The 18836-nt window shown below is 58.1% G+C and carries 14 protein-coding genes and 1 tRNA gene; 6 read left to right on the top strand and 9 right to left on the bottom strand.

Annotation, left to right across the window (positions count from 1 at the left end):
- The first annotated feature begins 44 nt into the window (after positions 1-44).
- Positions 45-1277: a hypothetical protein gene (locus tag ACQY7U_RS15430; RefSeq protein WP_428645982.1), complete on the top strand. Its 1233-nt coding sequence runs from the start codon at positions 45-47 to the stop codon at positions 1275-1277.
- A gap of 70 nt (positions 1278-1347) precedes the next feature.
- Here ACQY7U_RS15430 and ACQY7U_RS15425 read toward each other — a convergent pair whose 3' ends face one another.
- The 3 genes from ACQY7U_RS15425 to ACQY7U_RS15415 all read right to left on the bottom strand — a co-directional run bounded on the left by ACQY7U_RS15425 (position 1348) and on the right by ACQY7U_RS15415 (position 3870).
- A complete protein-coding gene (locus ACQY7U_RS15425) occupies positions 1348-2088 on the bottom strand; it encodes a cytochrome c biogenesis CcdA family protein (protein ID WP_428645979.1) in 741 nt (246 codons plus the stop codon).
- 131 nt (positions 2089-2219) lie between these two features.
- Positions 2220-3275, bottom strand: coding sequence for a TAXI family TRAP transporter solute-binding subunit (locus ACQY7U_RS15420; RefSeq protein WP_428645977.1), 1056 nt, complete (start codon positions 3273-3275; stop codon positions 2220-2222).
- Between the two features lie 301 nt (positions 3276-3576).
- On the bottom strand, positions 3577-3870 hold the full coding sequence (locus tag ACQY7U_RS15415; protein ID WP_428645974.1) for a hypothetical protein: 294 nt from the start codon (positions 3868-3870) through the stop codon (positions 3577-3579).
- A gap of 373 nt (positions 3871-4243) precedes the next feature.
- On the opposite strand from ACQY7U_RS15415, the gene ACQY7U_RS15410 reads away from it, so the two are divergent.
- Positions 4244-4319, top strand: a tRNA-Lys gene (locus tag ACQY7U_RS15410).
- Between the two features lie 572 nt (positions 4320-4891).
- Positions 4892-6622 (top strand): calcium-binding protein, encoded by a 1731-nt coding sequence (locus tag ACQY7U_RS15405; RefSeq protein WP_428645971.1) that lies wholly within the window; start codon positions 4892-4894, stop codon positions 6620-6622.
- 87 nt (positions 6623-6709) lie between these two features.
- On the opposite strand, the gene ACQY7U_RS15400 is transcribed toward ACQY7U_RS15405, so the two are convergent.
- The 6 genes from ACQY7U_RS15400 to tpiA all read right to left on the bottom strand — a co-directional run bounded on the left by ACQY7U_RS15400 (position 6710) and on the right by tpiA (position 15073).
- Positions 6710-9859: an efflux RND transporter permease subunit gene (locus ACQY7U_RS15400; protein WP_428645968.1), complete on the bottom strand. Its 3150-nt coding sequence runs from the start codon at positions 9857-9859 to the stop codon at positions 6710-6712.
- On the bottom strand, positions 9860-11026 hold the full coding sequence (locus ACQY7U_RS15395; RefSeq protein WP_428645966.1) for an efflux RND transporter periplasmic adaptor subunit: 1167 nt from the start codon (positions 11024-11026) through the stop codon (positions 9860-9862).
- A gap of 190 nt (positions 11027-11216) precedes the next feature.
- Positions 11217-12041: a VOC family protein gene (locus tag ACQY7U_RS15390; RefSeq protein ID WP_428645963.1), complete on the bottom strand. Its 825-nt coding sequence runs from the start codon at positions 12039-12041 to the stop codon at positions 11217-11219.
- Between the two features lie 26 nt (positions 12042-12067).
- Positions 12068-13696 carry a CTP synthase gene (locus ACQY7U_RS15385; protein WP_428645961.1) on the bottom strand — a complete coding sequence of 543 codons (1629 nt, stop codon included), beginning with the start codon at positions 13694-13696 and terminating at the stop codon, positions 12068-12070.
- 133 nt (positions 13697-13829) lie between these two features.
- Positions 13830-14204: a preprotein translocase subunit SecG gene (secG, locus tag ACQY7U_RS15380; RefSeq protein ID WP_428645958.1), complete on the bottom strand. Its 375-nt coding sequence runs from the start codon at positions 14202-14204 to the stop codon at positions 13830-13832.
- 110 nt (positions 14205-14314) lie between these two features.
- Positions 14315-15073 (bottom strand): triose-phosphate isomerase, encoded by a 759-nt coding sequence (gene tpiA, locus ACQY7U_RS15375; RefSeq protein WP_428645956.1) that lies wholly within the window; start codon positions 15071-15073, stop codon positions 14315-14317.
- Between the two features lie 232 nt (positions 15074-15305).
- Between tpiA and ACQY7U_RS15370 the strand changes: the two genes are divergently transcribed.
- The 3 genes from ACQY7U_RS15370 to trpC form a co-directional block, all read left to right on the top strand.
- Positions 15306-17198 (top strand): SurA N-terminal domain-containing protein, encoded by a 1893-nt coding sequence (locus tag ACQY7U_RS15370; protein WP_428645953.1) that lies wholly within the window; start codon positions 15306-15308, stop codon positions 17196-17198.
- A 22-nt stretch (positions 17199-17220) separates the two neighbouring features.
- Complete coding sequence (gene trpD / locus ACQY7U_RS15365) at positions 17221-18234, top strand: anthranilate phosphoribosyltransferase (protein WP_428645950.1); 1014 nt, start codon at positions 17221-17223, stop codon at positions 18232-18234.
- A gap of 6 nt (positions 18235-18240) precedes the next feature.
- On the top strand, positions 18241-18836 hold a 596-nt coding region (trpC, locus tag ACQY7U_RS15360; protein WP_428645947.1), incomplete at its 3' end, for an indole-3-glycerol phosphate synthase TrpC.

The following is an 18836-nucleotide window of genomic DNA, read 5'->3' as shown; positions in this document are numbered from 1 at the left end:
GTAACTTGAGTAAGATTCGCATCGAGGGTCGGAAGGTCCACGTCTTGTTGGAACCGCAGTCACAGAAGTCTACCCGGGAAGTGGTCCGGGATACCTTCACGCCCTCGCGTGTCGGCCTTTTGTCGTGGGCGTTTGCTGCCGTGGTGATGGGCACGGTCGGCCTTGCCTCCTACCAGTTCGGTTCTCGCGATGCGCAATTGGCGCTTTCCAATCAGACGATCACAGGTGTCCCCCTTCCTGCGGCGGGACCGATAGAGACAACCGCATCCATCGCAAGGTCCGGCAGGGCACAAAGGGTCGAAGTCCTGGAGTTGCCGCGGCCTGAAGGAAACAGGCAGGCTGCCGACGTCAGCCAGAGCCAGATCGAAGTTCTTCAAAAGGAAATCGTGGGCCTTCGCAGAAGGCTGAGCGCGCTTTCGGAACAAAACATAGCCTATTCCCGCCGAATTGCCGCGCTGGAAGAGGATGTCACGGCTTCCAGACTGGCTGCGACAGGCGACCAACCGGCCACCGGCACAGGTTCACTGCGGAAAACCGTTCCCAGTCCCGGTGTGGTAATGACATCGGCAGAAGCTCAGCCGACAAATCAGTCCTCCCCCTCCGCCGTCATCCCGCCTCGCAAAAAACTGGCCGATGCCGGGAAAACGCCTCCGGTCGGAAACACGGCTTCCGGAACGCGAATGGAAACTCCCAAGACCAGTGGTTCCCAGGTACCACCGAGCAGGGTCACTCTGCAGTCCTCGCAGCAGCCAGCACCGGTTTCACCGCCCTCCACCCTCAAGATCCATGAACCGGTCAGGATCGTGGAATTGCCGGAGGCTGAAGGAGCACCAATCGTTACAGGCTCCATCCCGCCAGGCGGATCGTCTTCTGATCAGCCGGAATTTGACGCCACTCCGACCACGACGACACCCAAACCTGCCATCATCATGCCGTCTGACCCGGCGGGCCGTTTGCGGGGCAGTGGCGACATGACACTCAAGCGCAGTGACTTCGGTGCCGTCATAGGCCGGTATCGTGACCTGGCTGCGGCCGCCAAGGCCTGGGCGGACTTCAAGGAACAAAACGAGGAGCGGATGCGCGACCTGCGTCCCCTGACCGTCAGCAGTCAGTCGGCATCGGGCGGCGTAGCCCTCATGGTGGGCCCCTTCGCCAATGCCGCCGACGCGGCCGTCGCCTGCCTGCACCTGCTGGATGTGACGGAGTTGTGCCATCCGGCCATTTTTTCCGGTGACCCGCTGATTGCAGCCGCCGAATTCCGCGACACGGCTTTCTAGGAGCCAATCGCCCTCATTGGCCGAGAACCTGCCGGCAGTACCTCACGCTTCAAACGGGTCAATCGAAGATCTAACCGATTGTCTGCAACGCCGGGAAAGTCTCCAGGAGCCAGTAAGACAGGACTGCCATCTGCCCGGTCAGGAACATGAGACCGGTCAGGACCAGCACACCGCCCATGGCCTTCTCCACAACGCCCATGTGCTTGCGAAACCGCTTCATGAAGTTCAGGAACGGTCCGGCAAACAGAGCCGCTACCAGGAACGGAACCCCGAGACCGAGCGCATAGGCACTGAGCAGCAATGCGCCCTCCCCGACCGTTTCCTTGGCACCGGCCACAAAAAGGATCGCGGCAAGAATCGGCCCGACGCAAGGCGTCCAACCGAACCCGAACGCCAACCCGATGAGATAGGCGCCAAGAGGACCGGCCGGCTTCTTGTCGACATGAACCCGGGCTTCGCGGTAGAGGAGCCCTATTCTGAAGACCCCCAGAAAATGCAGCCCCATCAGAATGATGACGGCGCCGGCCAGATAACCAAGATAATCGAGGTAGGCACGCACGAACTGGCCAAGCAGGCTGGCGGTTGCCCCGAGCAATACGAACACAGTCGAAAATCCCAGGACAAAAACCACGGCACTCAGGAAAACGCGTTGGGTGGCCGAACTGCTGTCTTCGTCTTCACCCGAGAGCTGCTCTAGCGAAACGCCGGCCAGAAACCCGAGGTATGGCGGGACCAGAGGCAGCACACATGGCGAGATGAAGGAAAGAACACCGGCCAATGCGGCGCCGATGATTGTCACATCCTGAATCATATGGGTTTCCGGCGGGTTCGAGCGGTAAGTGCGGACATCTTCGTCCCTGATTTAGGCGGACAGACACCCGAAACAAAAACAACTGGCGCTCACCTTTTGGCGAGCAGAGCGGTACTGCCTTGCGAACATGTCTATTCTGCGGCTGGCAATAGGCCCTGTTCCCGGTAAAATTTCAATGCGCCAGGATGTAGCGGCGCCTCCATGCCGCGAGAAGCCATTTCGCTTGCGGACAGGTTTTGAAGCGCCGGATGAAGCTGCTTGAAGCCCTCGAGATTGTCAAAGACCGATGACACCAGGGCATGGACGATTTCGTCCGGCATATTTGCTGAGGTAACGAAGGTCGCGACTGCACCATAAGAGGCAACTGACTCCGGCATGCCGTAGTCGTCGGCCGGAACGGTCACTTTGAGGTAATATGGCGCCTCTTCCAACAATGAGTCTATGGCCTTCCCCTCAATGCCGAGCAGCCGGATTTCACATAGCTGCTGTGTTTCCTCGACCAGATTCGCCGGATGTCCGATCAGTTCGAAGTAGCCGTCTATCTCACCGCTGCAGAGCGCCTCGGCCAGTTTGGAGGTCTTGAGATTTGAAACCCCTTTTTGGTCGTCCTCCAGCCACCCCAACCGTTTGACCAGCGCATTCCAGGAGGCCGCGGATCCGGATCCTTCACTGCCAACGTTGATCTTCGCGCCCTTCAAGGCGTCAAAGCTGTGATAGCCCGATTCCTTGCGCACTACGAACGTTGCTGTTTCCGAGTGAAGCGAGAATACGGACCGTAAATCCTCAAACGGTCCGTCCTCCAGAAACCGTACGGATCCGTGAAACGCATGATATTGCCAGTCCGATTGAACAAAACCGAAATCGAGTTTGCCGGCCCTGAGCCTATCAATATTCGAAATTGATCCCCTCGTCGGTTCGAAAGCACACCTGACGCCATGCTTTGCCCGGTTCTGATTGACGAGTGTGCAGATAGCGGCTCCTGTTGGAAAATATACTCCCGTAACACCTGCGGTTCCGATGGTAATAAAACGTTGTTCCTGCGCCGTTCCCGGAGAGGCCGAAACCACCAGAAACGCCAGGCAGGCCAGCAGGCTGTGACGGTGCGGCCCAACTGAAGTTGAATTCATGCAGTTGGCGGGAAACCCGCATGCTGCCCGAACAATTCCGCTCAACAATCGCTTGGACAAACCTTACGCCTCCCTATCCGGTATTTCAGAGGGATAGCAAAGGCGGTAGACAAACACCAGTTCGCGCGCAATCTGCCCTGTTTGCATTTGAAACGGATTGACGCTGTCCTCAATGACACAGATTGGCAGTGCCTCGCGCAGACTTTCCGTATCGGAAGGAAAGCGACCGGCCTTTCAGACAAACTGTTATGGAGGAGAAACGGCAGCGCCCGGACAATAAAAAAAAGCGCCAAAGCGCCACACCGTCTCAACTCTATGGGAGTAATTATATTTCCACCCGACAAGTGCGGGTCAAAGAGCTTCAGCCGTTCCGGCCACCCCGAATGACCTCGAAGAGTTTTCCTTTCAATTCGTCTTCAGCTGCACCGTCCCGCAATCCCTGCCGCCATTGGTCCAGAATCAACCGTAGACCGAGCGTGTCCCGGTTGTGCGGTAGGCTGCTGATGAAGGAGGCAAAAAACGCATCAAGCTGATCCCGGTCGATCAGGCCCTGTTCTATCAATCCATGAATCAGGGTCATCGTGGCTGCGATATGCCCCTTCACGAAATCGAACTCCACCGAGTTCGTTGCATCGTCCATCGTTGTCGTTTGCATGTAACCTCTCATGTACACGGCAACGTTACCCCACAAAGCATTTCCACGCCACCTGACAGTTTTTGCAGGAGAATGATCGTTATTTTCCAAATAATGATAATTTTGAACTATTATTTCAGCACATTTTCCGGTTCTTTCTTACGGAGAAAGCTATTCTATTTTATAAATTCTGAATATTTACTGATTTTTGTTGATTGGATCCAGGTCAGCGGTAAAAAGAAGGAGCAAATTTACCGCCAGTTTCCTCAATTTTACGAGCCTGTTGAAAAAATCAAATTTGCCTCTTGCAATGTCATCCCTGTCGGCCTAAACACACGCCACCGACGCGGCAGCGCGGCGCCAACGCCCCTACCTGCTGCTCGGATTTTGGTGAGAGCCGATAGCTCAGCTGGTAGAGCAACTGACTTTTAATCAGTAGGTCCAGGGTTCGAACCCCTGTCGGCTCACCAAAAATTCCCCCGCAAATTCAATGTCCTTATCGCGCTTCGCAGGCAGCGGACCGTACGATTACCTGAAACTCTCATCTGTAATCTGTTTCCGTCGAGCCGAAAATCACTGCCCAGTCTCCGTGCCTTCCAAGGGAAACGGGGCAAGCAATTGATGAATCTTGTCCCCATTGCGCCAGCGAGACGGCGGAGCCCCTCCGTTCCACGGATCTCTTTCTTCCGCTAGGTAAGAAACAGCAAAAAATCTTGTTTACCATGTTAAATTTTTTTGCTGATCCGATGTCCGAATTCGCTTTTGTTCCGGATGATTTCGCTGATGAGCTTGTGACCGTGATTTGAATTCAGCAACGCCAGTCGGTTTGCGCCAATCGACCCTCCTGACTTTTTACAGGGCATTCGTTTCAACAGCTTGCATTGAATTCGTGTCGTTATCGCGTGGATACGAATGAATGCCAGTGCGCCGGAGCAAGATCATCAGCTTTGCCAAGTTTACACCTTCTGATTGTCTCCCCTAACGCAAATCACCTGCTAGCCTGAAAGTGCACACAAAGATCAGGTGACGGGGGTGCATTCCGATGTTGATCAAAGGCACGCTTGGCGACGATTTTTTCCCGGTCGGATCCGATGTTAACGGAACGACAGAAGATGACCTTATCCTGGCATTTTCCGGCGATGACAGGATTTTCGGAGATGCGTTCCTTTTCAGCGCACCTTACATCTTCGGCGATGATCGAATCATCGCCGGTCTTGGAGACGACACCGTTTTCGGAGATTCGGGCGTCTTCGACGCGGTCGTTACTTACGGAAATGACGACATACGCGGTGGATTGGGTGACGACACGCTGTATGGCGAAAACGTGGTTGTCGAAGGACAGACCGGCGGGAACGACAGGATATCGGGAGGTATCGGCAACGACACGCTCTATGGCGATGCCTTCCTGACAGTCTCCGGAGGCACCGGCGGGAACGATTTGCTGCTTGGCGGCCCCGGGTCCGATGTGCTGATAGGCGAAACCGCATTCGGCATTTTCAACCATGCCGGCGGACACGACCGGATATACGGCGGTGCCGGAAACGACATCATTTCAGGCGACTACCGTTTCCAGATGTTTTCTGGTGTTGGCGGTAACGATTTCATCGACGGCGGTCAGGGCGATGATGTTATCGCAGGGGACTCCGGACGCGACCTGATGGGTTCAACGGCGACGGAAAGTTATGCGATTGGCGGAGATGACGTCATCCTCGGCGGAGAAGGCGACGACATCATCTATGGGGATGCCGGTTCGATTGAGCTGGGCGCATCCATTATGGGTTACTACGCCCAAGGGGGCGATGACCTGATCTTCGGCGGCTCCGGGCATGACATCCTTGTAGGCGATGCCTTCAGACTTGTTGCGTACGCCGGCGAAACCCTTACAGCCGCCATTGCGGGACATGACGAAATCCACGGCGGGGCCGGCGACGACGAAATCTACGGCGATGTCGGAGGTTTCGGAGGAGCAGCTGAAGCCGGTTCAATTCTGGGAAACGACCTGCTTTATGGCGATGCCGGTGACGACCTGATTGTCGGGGATGCCAACCATCTTGTTGAAGCTCCTTCTGTCCAGAGCCATTTGGCGGCGGAAACCTTTGCAGGTGACGATGTCATCTATGGCGGTAGCGGCAATGACACCATTTACGGTGACATGCGGTTCGACCCCTTTGCTCCAATTGCCTACTCTTCAGGAAGCGATACCATTTTTGGCGGCGCCGGGGACGACCGGATCTTCACCGGACTGACGGGATTTGCCAATCTGATCTCAGCCGGCAGTGACGAAGCGCACGGCGGCACCGGGGATGACCTGATCAAAGGCGGAGCCGGAGCCGACCGGCTTTACGGAGACGAAGGCAACGACACGCTTTACGGCACCAGTTCGTTCCTGTTGGCTGCTGTTGCGGGTGACGAACTCTATGGCGGTGCAGGTAACGATACACTGTTCGGGTCCCAACAGGACGACTTGCTGTTCGGCGGCTCCGGTCAGGACTGGCTTTCGGGAGGTCGTGGCAACGATATCCTGACAGGCGGCGAAAACGCGGATGTCTTCGTCTTCCGTACCAATGACGAAACCGCGACGATTACCGATTTTCAGGACGGTCTCGATTTACTGGATCTGACTTCCTTCGGGTTTGCCGGTTTCGACGCTCTGCTCTTGCTCGCCAGCCAGGTGAACGGCGACCTGCAAATCGACTTCGGCGGAGGCACGGTCCTCACATTGGAGAACTTCGCCCTTGCTGACTTCACCACGGGCGATGCGATCCTGACCTGAGGCACGCTGTTGCCAACGTAATATGGACTGGCTCCAGTCCTTCTGAACGGCAACCGGAATTGCTGATCTTCACAAGCAACACCGGCGTCAGGCCGCCGGTGTTTCCCCTGCCTTTGTTCCTTGGCCGCCCAACCATCCCTTGACTGTCTCGCGCATCGTCTGCAGGCAGACATAGAGAATCGGTATCATCAGGACGCCGATACAGGTCGCAAACAGCATGCCGCCGAAGACAGCAAAGCCGATTGCCTTCTGGCTGGCGGCACCTGCACTCGAAGCGGTCATCAGCGGCACAACTCCCAGCAGGAAGGACAGGGCCGTCATCATCACGGCCCGGAAACGCAAATGCGCGGCTTCCACGGCAGCATCCTTGATCGACTTTCCGCCATCTCTTTGCTCCATGGCAAACTCAACGATCAGGATGGCGTTCTTCGCCCCCATTCCGACCAGCATGATCATGCCGATCTGCGTGTAGAGATTGACGTCGCCGCCTGTCGCGAAAACCGCGACAAGTGCCCCCAGGATGGCGAAGGACACGGACATCAGGATCGCCACCGGCATCGTCCAGCTTTCATACTGAGCCACCAGGAACAGATAGGTGAACAGGATCGACAGCAGCAGAATGAACATGACGATCTGTCCTGAGCCGAGCTGCTGCAGCGCCGTCCCCGTCCATTCCAGGGCATAGCCGTCCGGAAGGGCCTCCACCCCGGCCGCGTTGACCTCGTTGATCACCACGCCCGTCGAAGCTCCCGGCGCGGGATCGGCCATCACAGCCGCTGCTCGGAACATGTTGTAGCGCGTCAGGATCTGCGGTCCGAGCACGTTCTGCGTCGTCAGGATGCTTCGCATCGGCACCATGGTTCCATCGGTTGACCGCACATAGAGCGCGCCGATGTCTTCCACCTTGTCACGGAACTTGCCCTCGGCCTGGATCATCACCTTGTAGACCCTGCCAAACTTGTTGAAGTCGTTGATGTAGTAGGAGCCGAGATAAGCCTGCAACGTGCTGAAGACGTCGGAAACCTTGATGCCGAGCGTCTTGGCCTTTTCCCGGTCGAGATCGACAAATACCTGAGGCACATTCGCCCGGAAGGTTGAATACGCCCGTCCGACATCCGGGCTCTGGTTGGCCGAATAGACCATCGAACCAACCGCGGAAGCCAGATCCTGGGGCGTTCCACCACCGGTTTGCTGCAGCATCGCCTGAACGCCTCCGGTGGTTCCCAGACCGGGAATCGGCGGTGGGTTGAAGGCGATGATGTTGGCGCCCGGGATGGTGGAAAACTGTGCCCAGAACTTGGCCAGGATCGCGTTGATGCGCAGGTCCGGTGCCTGACGTTCTTCCCAGTTCTTCATGGTTGCGATCACGAGGGCGGCATTCGACGACGTAGCGCCGTTCAGGATCGAATAGCCGTTGACGATCACGACATTGGCAACGCCCGCCGTGTTCGTGGCCATCTCGACCACGCGCTTGGTGACCACTTCGGTACGTTCAAGCGCGGCGCCGTCCGGCAGCTGTACATCGACCATCAGGTAACCCTGGTCCTCCGAGGGCAGGAAACCCTGGGGCAGTGTTCCGCCAAGCGTTACGATCAGCGCGATCGCGCCTGCAACGATCACCAGTCCCATGACGGCAACCCGTACCAATCGGCGCACGATGGAGGTGTAACCGTTGCGAACGGAGGTGATGCCACGATCGAACAGCCCCATGATACCGCGCGGCGGCCCGGAGCGGGCCTTCAGGATCAGGCCGCATAGCGCCGGAGACAGCGTCAGCGCGTTGACCGAGGAAATCAGGACGGAGACGGAGATCGTAATCGCAAACTGCGAATAGAGCCGGCCTGTGATCCCCGGCATAAAGATCGTTGGCACGAAAACGGCCAGGAGCACGAGCGTGGTGGCAATCACAGGACTGGTGATCTGTTCCATCGCCTTGGCGGTGGCTTCCCTCGGCGGCAACCCCTCTTCGGAAATGATGCGCTCCACGTTCTCCACGACAACGATGGCATCATCCACAACGATGCCGATCGCCAGAACGAGCGCAAACAGCGAGATCGTGTTGAGCGTCATGCCGAGCGCGAGCAGGACAGCGAAGGTGCCGATCAGTGACACCGGGATGGCCACCGTAGGGATGATTGTCGCGCGCCAGTTCCCCAGGAACACGAACACCACGGAAACCACAAGCAGGAAGGTCAGGAACAGGGTGGCGATCACGTCGTTGAGCGATGCCTGGACGAAATCGGTTGTATTGAACGGAACGCCGTAATCCATATCCGGCGGAAAGTTCTTCGACAGGCTGTCCAGCCGCGTCAACACGTTCTGGGCAACCTGCAGCGCATTGGCGCCGGGGGCCTGGTAGACGGCAAGCACGGTTGCCGGCTTGCCATTGAATTCGCCCGAGGCGTTGTAGTACTGCGCGCCGAGTTCCACCCTGGCGACGTCGCCGATGGTCACCACCGCTCCGTCGGCCCCCGTCCGAAGCACGATCTGCTCGAACTCCTCGGCTGATGCCAGACGACCCTTGGCCTTGATGGTGTATTGGAACTGCTGCCCGTCCGGCACGGGCGGCGCACCGATCTGACCGGCGGCCACCTGAATGTTCTGATCGCGGACCGCGTTGATGAAGTCGGTCGGCGTCATGCCCAGGCTGGTGAGCCGATCTGGATCAAGCCAGATACGCATGCCATAAGCGAAATCGGTCATCACGTCGGCCCGGCCAACCCCGGGAACACGGGCGAGCGCGTCCTTAAGGTTGATCGAGGCGTAGTTGGACAGGAACACCGGGTCATAGGTGCCGTCCGGAGAATAGAGCGTAATCACCAGCAACATGTTGGTGCTGGCCTTTTGCACCGTCACGCCGTTGGACGTGACTTCGCTCGGCAGCTGGCTGGTCGCCTGGCTGACCCGGTTCTGCGTGTTCACCGTCGCAATATCCGGATCGGTGCCGACACCGAAGGTCACGTTGAGGGAATAATTGCCGCTGTCGTTGCTGGTCGACTGCATGTAGATCATGTCGTCGACGCCGTTGACCTGCCCCTCTATCGGCGCGGCCACCGTTTCTTCCAGAACCTCCGCGTTGGCCCCCGTATAGGTCGCGGATACATTGACCACCGGCGGGGTGATGTTGGGAAACTGCTCGACTGGCAGCGACAGATATCCAAGGATACCGGCAATAGTGATCACGATGGAAATGACCAGCGCAAACTTCGGCCGGTAGATGAAAAAGCGTGAAAACATTTAGCTTTTCTCCGCCGGCTTGGAGGCAAGGCTGGGATTGACCACAACGCCGGGGCGAACTTTCTGCAGGCCTTCGACAATCACCTCGTCGCCTTCCTTGAGCCCCTTCGTGACGACAAAGGCGGTCTCCACCTGCTGACCAAGGTCGACGTAACGCTGTTCCACCTTCTTGTCCGCGGTAACGGCAAGGGCGAAAGCGCCCTGCTGATCGCGCTGTATGGCTGCCTGCGGAACAACGAGAGCGGTCTCCGACTGGGGGGCTTCAAGAACGACGGTCACATAGGTCCCCGCCAGGAGGCGCACGTCCTTGTTGTCGAAACGTCCCCTGAAGGAAATGGTTCCGGTGGTAGCGTCGATCTGATTGTCGATGAAAACAATCTTGCCCTTTTCATCGTAAGTCTCACCGTTCGGCAGGATCAGATTGAGATCAGGCGACTCGTCCGGCGTGATGTCCTCGGGATTGAGGCCGTGGGTCTTGACCGCATTGAGATACTGCGCCTCGCTGACGGAGAAGTTGACATAGACCGGAGCCAGGCTGATCAGACTTGCCAGCGACCCCGTGCCCGGTCCGACGACCTCGCCGACGCTGTAGCTCGTCTTGCCCAACTGACCGTCAAACGGAGCGGAGATATCGGTGTAGCTGAGATTAAGCTCGGCCTGCTGCAGGGAGGATTGTGCCGCTTCGACAGACGCTTCCGCCTGCTGCTTTTGCGCCAGCGTGGCTTCATAGGCTGCTTCCGAGACGTGGCCCTTCTCCAGAAGGTCCTTGTCGCGCTTCTCATCGGCGGACTTCAGGGCCGCGTCGGCCTTTGCGCTTGCCACATCCGCCTTCGCCTTTGACAAGGCGGCTTCGTATTGAGCTTTTTCGATGGTGAACAGCAGATCGCCTTTCTTGACGACCGCCCCGTCCTTCACGGCTTTCTGTTCCAGAAAGCCGCTGACACGGGCGATCAGGTCCACCTTGTCGATCGCGGCCACCTGACCGACAAAACGAGCGCTTTGACGAATATCCTGCGAGGTCACCTTCGCAACGGTGACGGATGGCGGCGGCGCGGCCGGAGCTTCAGCCTTTTTGCTGTCATCGGAACAGCCGGCCAGAAAAGCCGACGCAACCGCTGCCAGGACAATTGAACGGGAGGAAGAAGAAGCAAAGCTCAAAAAGGTCATTCAGAAACTCCGAGGTCTGACCACCAGCGGCAAGACACATGGTCGGAATTCACTATAGAAGGACTGATTGATTCAACAAGAGCTTATTGCCCGCTCCCGAACCTGGGCGTGTAATAAATTCCTCAGCGTTTTCAAACGATGTAGCCGGTAAAATATCGACGGCTCAGTCAATCCGGGGCCCCGTTCCGACCTATTCTTCCGGCGAAAGGATCAGTGTGAGACCGAAAAGACGGTCCGCAGGAATGACTTCCAGCGCCGTTCGCCCGGAACAGGCAATCTCCAGGGCGGCAATCTGCGGAATTTCGCCCCGGACACTGGATGCCGCCGCCTCGCCGGCAAGCAATTGGTAGGCCCTTGGCGACAGGACCGAAATCCGGCCGCGCGGGGTCTGCAGTTCCAGGCCGAGGCTCGTCGCCCGCATTTCACGTTGCCCGGCAAAGGCACTCAGGAATTCATGGTGATCGGAAGGGTCTGCGGCCAAAAGGTAAACCGACCGGACACCTTTTGCACCGTTGACATGCGACTGGAACGCCGGCTTCCAGAAATTTTCAGGATACTTGTTGTGGCAGGTAAAATATCCGATTTCCGGGCTGAGCGGGTCCCTTACAAACGTCAGATCAAAGGCCACCTTGACAGTGGAGCCATCTGCAAGGTTGGCCATCCTGTCGAAGGAAAAAGGATCGAACATCTGCAGCCCGGACCTGTGAAATCCGGAACGGTCCGCTACTGCGCCCTGGCTTTCAAGGACCAGCATGCTGGCCCCTTCCCGCTTGTTCAGGAAATCCCGGTTGAAGGCTCCGAAGGAAAAGCTGTTGCCCGAGGGCTCCGGAATGAGCGCCGGATCGGCAACACCGAGCAGTTCGATAAAGAATCCGTCTAGCTGAACGAGCCTGTTGGCGGTGCCCCACGGGTGCCGGTTCTCCGGCGTCACCGTGAAACCAAGCTCGGAGTAGGCACGGCCTGCGGCCTCGAGATCCTTCACTGCAACAACAAGATGATCGAGACCGCGTACCATGACCGCTCCTTGCAATGGGCTTTTCGTCAGACCAGACGGCTTTGCTGCACGGCCGCGCCGATAAAGGATGCAAACAGCGGATGAGGTTCAAACGGCCGGGACTTCAGTTCCGGATGATATTGGACCCCGATAAACCATGGATGGTTTTCGATTTCGACGGTCTCCGGCAGAACACCGTCCGGCGATGTACCGGCAAAGATGAGACCACATTTTTCGAGCTCATCCCGATAGCCGATATTCACCTCGTAGCGGTGACGGTGACGTTCCGAAATGGCATTGGATCCGTAGATTTCCGCAATTTTCGAACCGACCTTCAGGGCCGCGGGATAAGCCCCGAGACGCATTGTGCCGCCAAGATCGCCATCCTCGTTGCGCGTTTCCCGGGCATTGCCCTTGGTCCATTCGGTCATCAGGCCGACAACCGGTTCCTTGGTGGGGCCGAATTCGGTGGAATTGGCGTCCTTGATGCCCGCCAGGTTTCTGGCAGCTTCCAGAACGGCCATCTGCATGCCGAAACAGATACCAAAATAGGGAATGTTGCGGGTGCGGGCATAATGTGCTGCCGCAATCTTGCCTTCCGCACCACGTTCGCCAAAGCCCCCCGGCACAAGAATCCCGTGAACGCCTTCCAGGTACGGGCTCGGATCCTCCTTTTCGAATGTCTCCGATTCGATCCACTCCAGATTCACTTTCACCCGGTTGGCAATACCGCCATGGACCAGTGCCTCGATCAGGGATTTATAGGCATCCTTCAGTACGGTGTACTTGCCGACGATGGCGATCTTGACTTCGCCTTCCGGGTTGGCAATCGCCTCGGAGATACCTTCCCACCGTGCAAGCACCGGTGCCGGCGCCCCTTTCAGGCCGAAAGCCGCCAGAACCTCGTCGTCCAGTCCTTCCTTGTGATAGGCAATCGGCACGTCGTAGATCGACTTGACGTCGTAGGCCGGAATGACGGCACTCTCGCGCACATTGCAGAAAAGGGAGAGTTTACGTTTTTCCGTCTCCGGAATCGGGCGGTCGCACCGGACCATCAGGATATCGGGCTGAATGCCGATGGAGCGCAGTTCCTTCACCGAGTGCTGCGTCGGCTTGGTTTTCATCTCGCCTGCGCTCGGAATGTAGGGCATCAGGGTCAGATGGACGTAAACGACGTCGCCGCGCGGCAGATCGTTGCCGAGTTGGCGGATTGCCTCGAAGAAAGGCAGTCCCTCGATGTCGCCCACGGTGCCGCCGATTTCAACGAGAACGAAATCGTAGTCCTCGTTGCCGGTCAGGACAAAATTCTTGATCGCATCCGTCACATGCGGAATCACCTGGACGGTACCGCCAAGATAGTCCCCGCGCCGTTCCTTTGCGATGATGTCCTGGTAGATCCGTCCGGTCGTGATGTTGTCCTGCTGGTTCGCAGGCCGTCCGGTGAATCGTTCGTAGTGACCAAGATCGAGATCAGTCTCGGCCCCGTCGTCTGTGACGAAACACTCGCCGTGCTGATACGGGCTCATCGTGCCCGGATCGACATTGAGGTAGGGATCGAGTTTACGAAGACGGACCTTGTAACCACGCGCCTGGAGCAATGACCCCAGAGCCGCAGAAGCAAGTCCTTTTCCAAGCGAGGAAACCACGCCGCCAGTGATGAAGATGTATCGCGCCATGGACCAATACCATATCCTTGCCGAGGGCGGTTTGGCCACTCGGGAGTTGCGTTCTTAACACATAAAAATGCCCTGCGAGATCAGCCGCAGGGCATATGTTGGTTGAAGGAGCGGGCCAGCCCGCAATGCCGCCTTACTGAGCGGCCGGAACCTGGGGACCTGTCGGTTCCTGCTCCAGGTTCTTGAGCGAATCAAGAACGCCACCCGAACCGCCTTCCGTGCCGCTGTCGGCCGGGGCATCGCTGATGGCGGCCGGTACCGCGTCCAGAATGGCACCCGGGTTTTCCTGATTCTTTGCGATCAGGCTGAGAGCGAGAGACGTCGCAAAGAAAGCCAGCGCCAGAATACCGGTCGCCCGGGTGAGAATGTTTGCCGTCCCGCGGCTGGACATCAGACCACCGCCGCCTCCACCGATTCCGAGAGCGCCCCCTTCAGAGCGCTGCAGGAGGACAACGAGCACCAGGGCCAGCACGACCATGAGGTGGATTACGATGACTACGGTTTCCATCGAATGCCATTCTGTAAAGATTTCTAGATTGGCGGCCTTCTACACCAGACGCCGCCAGCTTTCTACCCTTCAATTGTGCCTTCAGCACAGAAGCTTCAAGTGAAGCGTCTTCAGGAATAGGCCGCAAGGATCCCAAGGAAGTCGTCAGCCTTGAGGCTTGCACCGCCGACGAGCGCTCCGTTGACATTGGCAACCGCCATGAGTTCTTCCGCATTGGAAGGCTTGACCGAGCCGCCGTAGAGCAGCCTCATCTGCGCCCCTTCGGACTGGAAACGCGCCTCGAGACTGTCCCGCATTGCCTTGTGCATTTCGGCGACATCCGCAGCGGTCGGCGTCAGACCGGTGCCGATCGCCCAGACCGGTTCGTAGGCGATAACGGTGTTTTCGGCAGTCGCGCCGTCCGGAATGGAACCCTTCAGCTGACGCTCGACGACTTCAACAGCCTGCCCGGCCTTGCGCTCGGTTTCCGTTTCGCCAACGCAGATAATTGCGACCAGACCGGCCCTCCAGGCGGCCTGCGCCTTGGCGTTCACGTCCGCATCACTCTCGCCGTGGTCCGTCCTACGCTCCGAGTGACCGACGATCACCGCAGCAGCCCCTGCATCCTTCAGCATTTCGGCAGAAATATCGCCGGTGTGTGCGCCGGAGGCATTTGCGTGACAATCCTGGCCACCGAGCAACACCGCACCGCCAGCGGCCTTGTCGGCCAGGAGTGCGATCAGCGTTGCCGGAGCGCAAATCATGGTGTCGACCGTATCGGCGAGTTCGTCCGGGAGACCGGCGACCAATTTGTAGAACTCCGCCTGACTGGATTTCAGACCATTCATCTTCCAGTTACCGGCAACCAGCGGCTTGATATTCGCGCTCATATTCCGTTCGCTCCCCGAACCTGTTCGTCATTTGCCGCCTTTAGATCAGATGCGCTCTTTTGTTTCAATCTGTCTGTCCCGCCGAATATGCGTTTGGCGCCCCAAGTTTGTGGCCGGTCCGCCTTGCGGCAGCGGCGCCACCTCATTATGATCCGCCCGCTCTGATTTGGGCCGGAGTGACTTTCAACCGGTTCAAGGGGCTGATGGAAAGAACAAAAATACTGGAGTCGTCATGCTTGACGCGCTGCGCAAGGGCGCTGGCACCTGGGTTGCCAAACTGTTTATCGCCTTGCTGATCATGAGTTTCGCCGTCTGGGGCATTAGCGGTTTCCTGACCAACATCAGCCAGAACATCGCAGCCAAGGTTGGGGATACGGAAATCGCCCTCGTCGATTTCGACCGCACCTACCGTCAGGACCTGAACCGGTTGGGGCAGCAGTTCGGCCGTCCGCTCACAGCTGAAGAAGGTGCCGCACTCGGCCTGCCGCAGCAGGCACTCGGTAAGCTGATCGCCGAAGCGGCCATGAATGATACGGCACGGGAACTGCAACTCGGCGTTTCGAACGAACGGCTTGCGGCCATCATACAAAGCGACCCGGCCCTGCAGGGCGCCGGCGGCCGTTACGACCGCAACCGCCTGCAGCAACTGCTGCGCAACAACGGCTACCGCGAAGACGAATATGTCGTGCAGCGGCGCAAGATCGCCGAAAGGAGCCAACTCGCCGAGGGGCTGGCAGGGAGCATGAGTGTTCCCACTGCCTATCTGCGGGCGATGGACGTCTACCAGCGCGAAACCCGCAGCGCCGACTACCTGCTTGTCGATGCGGCTTTCGTCGGCGAGATAGAAGATCCGGCAGACGACATTCTCAATGCATTCTTTGAACAAAAGAAAGCGGACTTCAGGGCGCCCGAGTTTCGGGAAATCAAATATGTCGCCCTGACGCCGGACACTCTCGCCCGGCCTGATGATGTGACGGAGGAAGACGCGCGTGCGGAGTACGACCGCCGTTCGGATGACTACTTCGAGCCGGAACGCAGAAAAATTCGTCAGATGTCCTTCCCTTCGAAAGAAGCCGCTGAAGAAGCCGCGACGGAACTTCAAACTGGCAAGACATTCGATGAACTGATGAAGGATCGCGAACTCAGCGCCAACGATGTTTCCCTCGGGGTGATGTCAAGGGCGGATTTCCTGGACGATGCGCTTGGAGACGCAGCTTTCTCGCTGGAAGAGGGCGCAACCAGCGGAGCCGTCGAAGGCCGCTTTTCTACGGCCATCCTGAACGTGCAGGAAATCCTGCCGGAAAGCACGAAGCCGTTTGAAGAGGTCAGGGACGAAATCGTTCAGGAGCTCGCAAAGGATCAGGCGGAACGCGAGATCCTCGACATGCTTGACGAAATCGAGGATGCACGCGCCGGCGGAGCGCTGCTGGACGAGGTGGGCAGCCGCTTCTCCTTGACCGTGACAGCGCCGGAAGCCTTCGACAACACCGGTCAATCCATGGCTGGCTCGAGCGTGGACCTTCCGGACTCGCAAGGTCTTGTCGCAGGCGCCTTCGCCAGCGACATCGGCATCGAGAACGACGTTCTCCAACTCGGGGACCGCGGTTTCCTCTGGTATGACGTGACCAAGGTCATTCCGGAACGCGACCGTAGCCTGGACGAGGTCAGGGAAGCCGTGGTAGCCGCCTGGAAAGCCGAGGAACTTTCCAGACGCCTCGACGAACGAGCCGCCGAATTGCTTGAAAAAGCCCAAAACGGCACTCCCCTCGCAAGTCTGGCAGCGGAATACGGGTTGGAAGTCAAATCCGTTGAGAACCTGACGCGGAACACCCCCAGCGACGACTTCGGCCGCGAAGCAATCGCAACCACCTTTAGCGGTCCCGTTGGCACATCCGCAGTGACGGTTTCGGCGGACGGAGAGGCGCGCATCGTCCTCAGTGTCACCGGTACCGAGATTCCCGAATTCGACAGGTCTTCAGCGGAGGTGGCCGCGCTCGAAACGCAGATGTCGCGGCAGATGCGGGATTCGCTGCTTGGCCAGTTCATTACCGACCGGGAAAACAAGGCCGGGATCGAAGTCAACGAAGCCGGTATTGCACAGCTGATCGGTCTCGACAGAAACTGATTTTCACAGGTGGAATGACGACATGACCACGTTCAAGGACTTCATTGCCAAAGTCGCAGACGGCCACGAATTGAGCTCCGACGAGGCGCGTGAAGCCTTTGACATCATACTGTCCGGATCGGCGACACCATCCCAGCTGGGCGGATTTCTGATGGCACTTCGTGTCCGCGGCGAGAGCATCACCGAAGTTGCGGCCGCCGTCAGTTCCATGCGCGACAAGATGATACCGGTGGATGCTCCTGCCGGTGCCATTGATATTGTCGGGACGGGCGGCGACAATTCGGGCAGCTACAATATCTCGACTTGCACCGCGGTCGTCACAGCGGCTTGTGGCGTGCCGGTGGCCAAACACGGCAACCGATCCCTGTCTTCCAAATCGGGGGCCGCAGAGGCCCTGGCGGAACTCGGCGTCAACATTGATGCCTCCCCTGAAAAGATCTCCGAATGCATCCACAAGGTCGGAATCGGTTTCATGTTCGCACCGCTTCATCACGCGGCCATGAAACATGTCGGACCGACGCGGATGGAACTCGGCACGAGAACCATATTCAACCTGCTTGGTCCTTTGTCCAATCCGGCAAGCGTGAAACGGCAAATGGCAGGTGTCTTTGCCAAAAAGTGGGTCGAACCTCTGGCGCAGGCGCTGAAGGAGCTCGGTTCCGAAAAGGCCTGGGTGGTACATGGTTCCGACGGCATGGACGAAATCACCACAACGGGCCCGACCTTCGTTTGCGAACTGAACGGTGGAAGTTTTCGATCCTTCGAGATCTCTCCGCAAGACGTCGGACTGCCGATTGGCCGGCCGGAAGACCTGAAGGGCGGGCTGCCGTCGGAAAATGCCAGGGCGCTTCGGGAGGTGCTTGCGGGCGCGAAGAACGCCTATCGTGATATTGTTCTATTCAACGCCGCCGCCTCGCTGCTGGTCGCCGACAAGGTGAGCTCTTTGAGGGACGGCGTTGACATGGCCGCCAGTGCAATCGACAGCGGCACAGCGGCAGACACGCTGGAAAAGCTGGTCGCCCTGTCAAACGGATAATCTGAAATGACCGACATCCTGAAGAAAATCGAGGCCTACAAACGTGAGGAGATCGCGGCAGCCAAGTCTCAGGTTCCCCTTCAGGAACTGAAGGCCCGGATTGCGGACACTGCGGAACCACGCGGCTTCCTCAAGGCGGTCGAAGCCAAACACGCAGCCGGCGAATATGCCCTGATCGCGGAAATCAAGAAGGCGAGCCCTTCGAAGGGCCTGATCAGGGAGGATTTCGATCCTCCCTTGCTTGCGAAAGCCTATGAAAAGGGCGGCGCGGCCTGCCTTTCCGTTCTCACCGACACGCCTTCGTTTCAGGGACGTCCTGAGTTTCTTACCGCTGCCCGAAACGAAGTCTCGCTTCCGGCGCTGCGCAAGGATTTTCTTTATGACACCTATCAGGTCTACGAAGCTCGTGCCTGGGGGGGCGACTGCATCCTGATCATCCTGGCCGCCGTCAACGACGACACGGCCCGGGCTCTGGAGGACGCCGCTTTCAGCCTTGGCATGGACGTGCTCCTGGAAGTTCACGACTCGGAAGAACTGGAACGGGCTTTGAAACTGTCCTCCCGCCTAGTCGGTATCAACAACCGCAATCTCAAGACCTTCGA

The organism is Roseibium sp., assembly GCF_050301095.1.
Taxonomy (GTDB): domain Bacteria; phylum Pseudomonadota; class Alphaproteobacteria; order Rhizobiales; family Stappiaceae; genus Roseibium.
The sequence above is the reverse complement of the archived record's forward strand: the minus strand, read 5'-3'. Positions and strand labels throughout refer to the sequence as shown.

Coding starts and splice junctions, on each gene's coding strand:
- ACQY7U_RS15425 (WP_428645979.1), bottom strand. CDS start 2,088: ATGATTCAGGATGTGACAATCATCGGCGCCGCATTGGCCGGTGTTCTT.
- ACQY7U_RS15415 (WP_428645974.1), bottom strand. CDS start 3,870: ATGCAAACGACAACGATGGACGATGCAACGAACTCGGTGGAGTTCGAT.
- ACQY7U_RS15405 (WP_428645971.1), top strand. CDS start 4,892: ATGTTGATCAAAGGCACGCTTGGCGACGATTTTTTCCCGGTCGGATCC.
- ACQY7U_RS15400 (WP_428645968.1), bottom strand. CDS start 9,859: ATGTTTTCACGCTTTTTCATCTACCGGCCGAAGTTTGCGCTGGTCATT.
- ACQY7U_RS15395 (WP_428645966.1), bottom strand. CDS start 11,026: ATGACCTTTTTGAGCTTTGCTTCTTCTTCCTCCCGTTCAATTGTCCTG.
- ACQY7U_RS15390 (WP_428645963.1), bottom strand. CDS start 12,041: ATGGTACGCGGTCTCGATCATCTTGTTGTTGCAGTGAAGGATCTCGAG.
- ACQY7U_RS15385 (WP_428645961.1), bottom strand. CDS start 13,696: ATGGCGCGATACATCTTCATCACTGGCGGCGTGGTTTCCTCGCTTGGA.
- secG (WP_428645958.1), bottom strand. CDS start 14,204: ATGGAAACCGTAGTCATCGTAATCCACCTCATGGTCGTGCTGGCCCTG.
- tpiA (WP_428645956.1), bottom strand. CDS start 15,073: ATGAGCGCGAATATCAAGCCGCTGGTTGCCGGTAACTGGAAGATGAAT.
- ACQY7U_RS15370 (WP_428645953.1), top strand. CDS start 15,306: ATGCTTGACGCGCTGCGCAAGGGCGCTGGCACCTGGGTTGCCAAACTG.
- trpD (WP_428645950.1), top strand. CDS start 17,221: ATGACCACGTTCAAGGACTTCATTGCCAAAGTCGCAGACGGCCACGAA.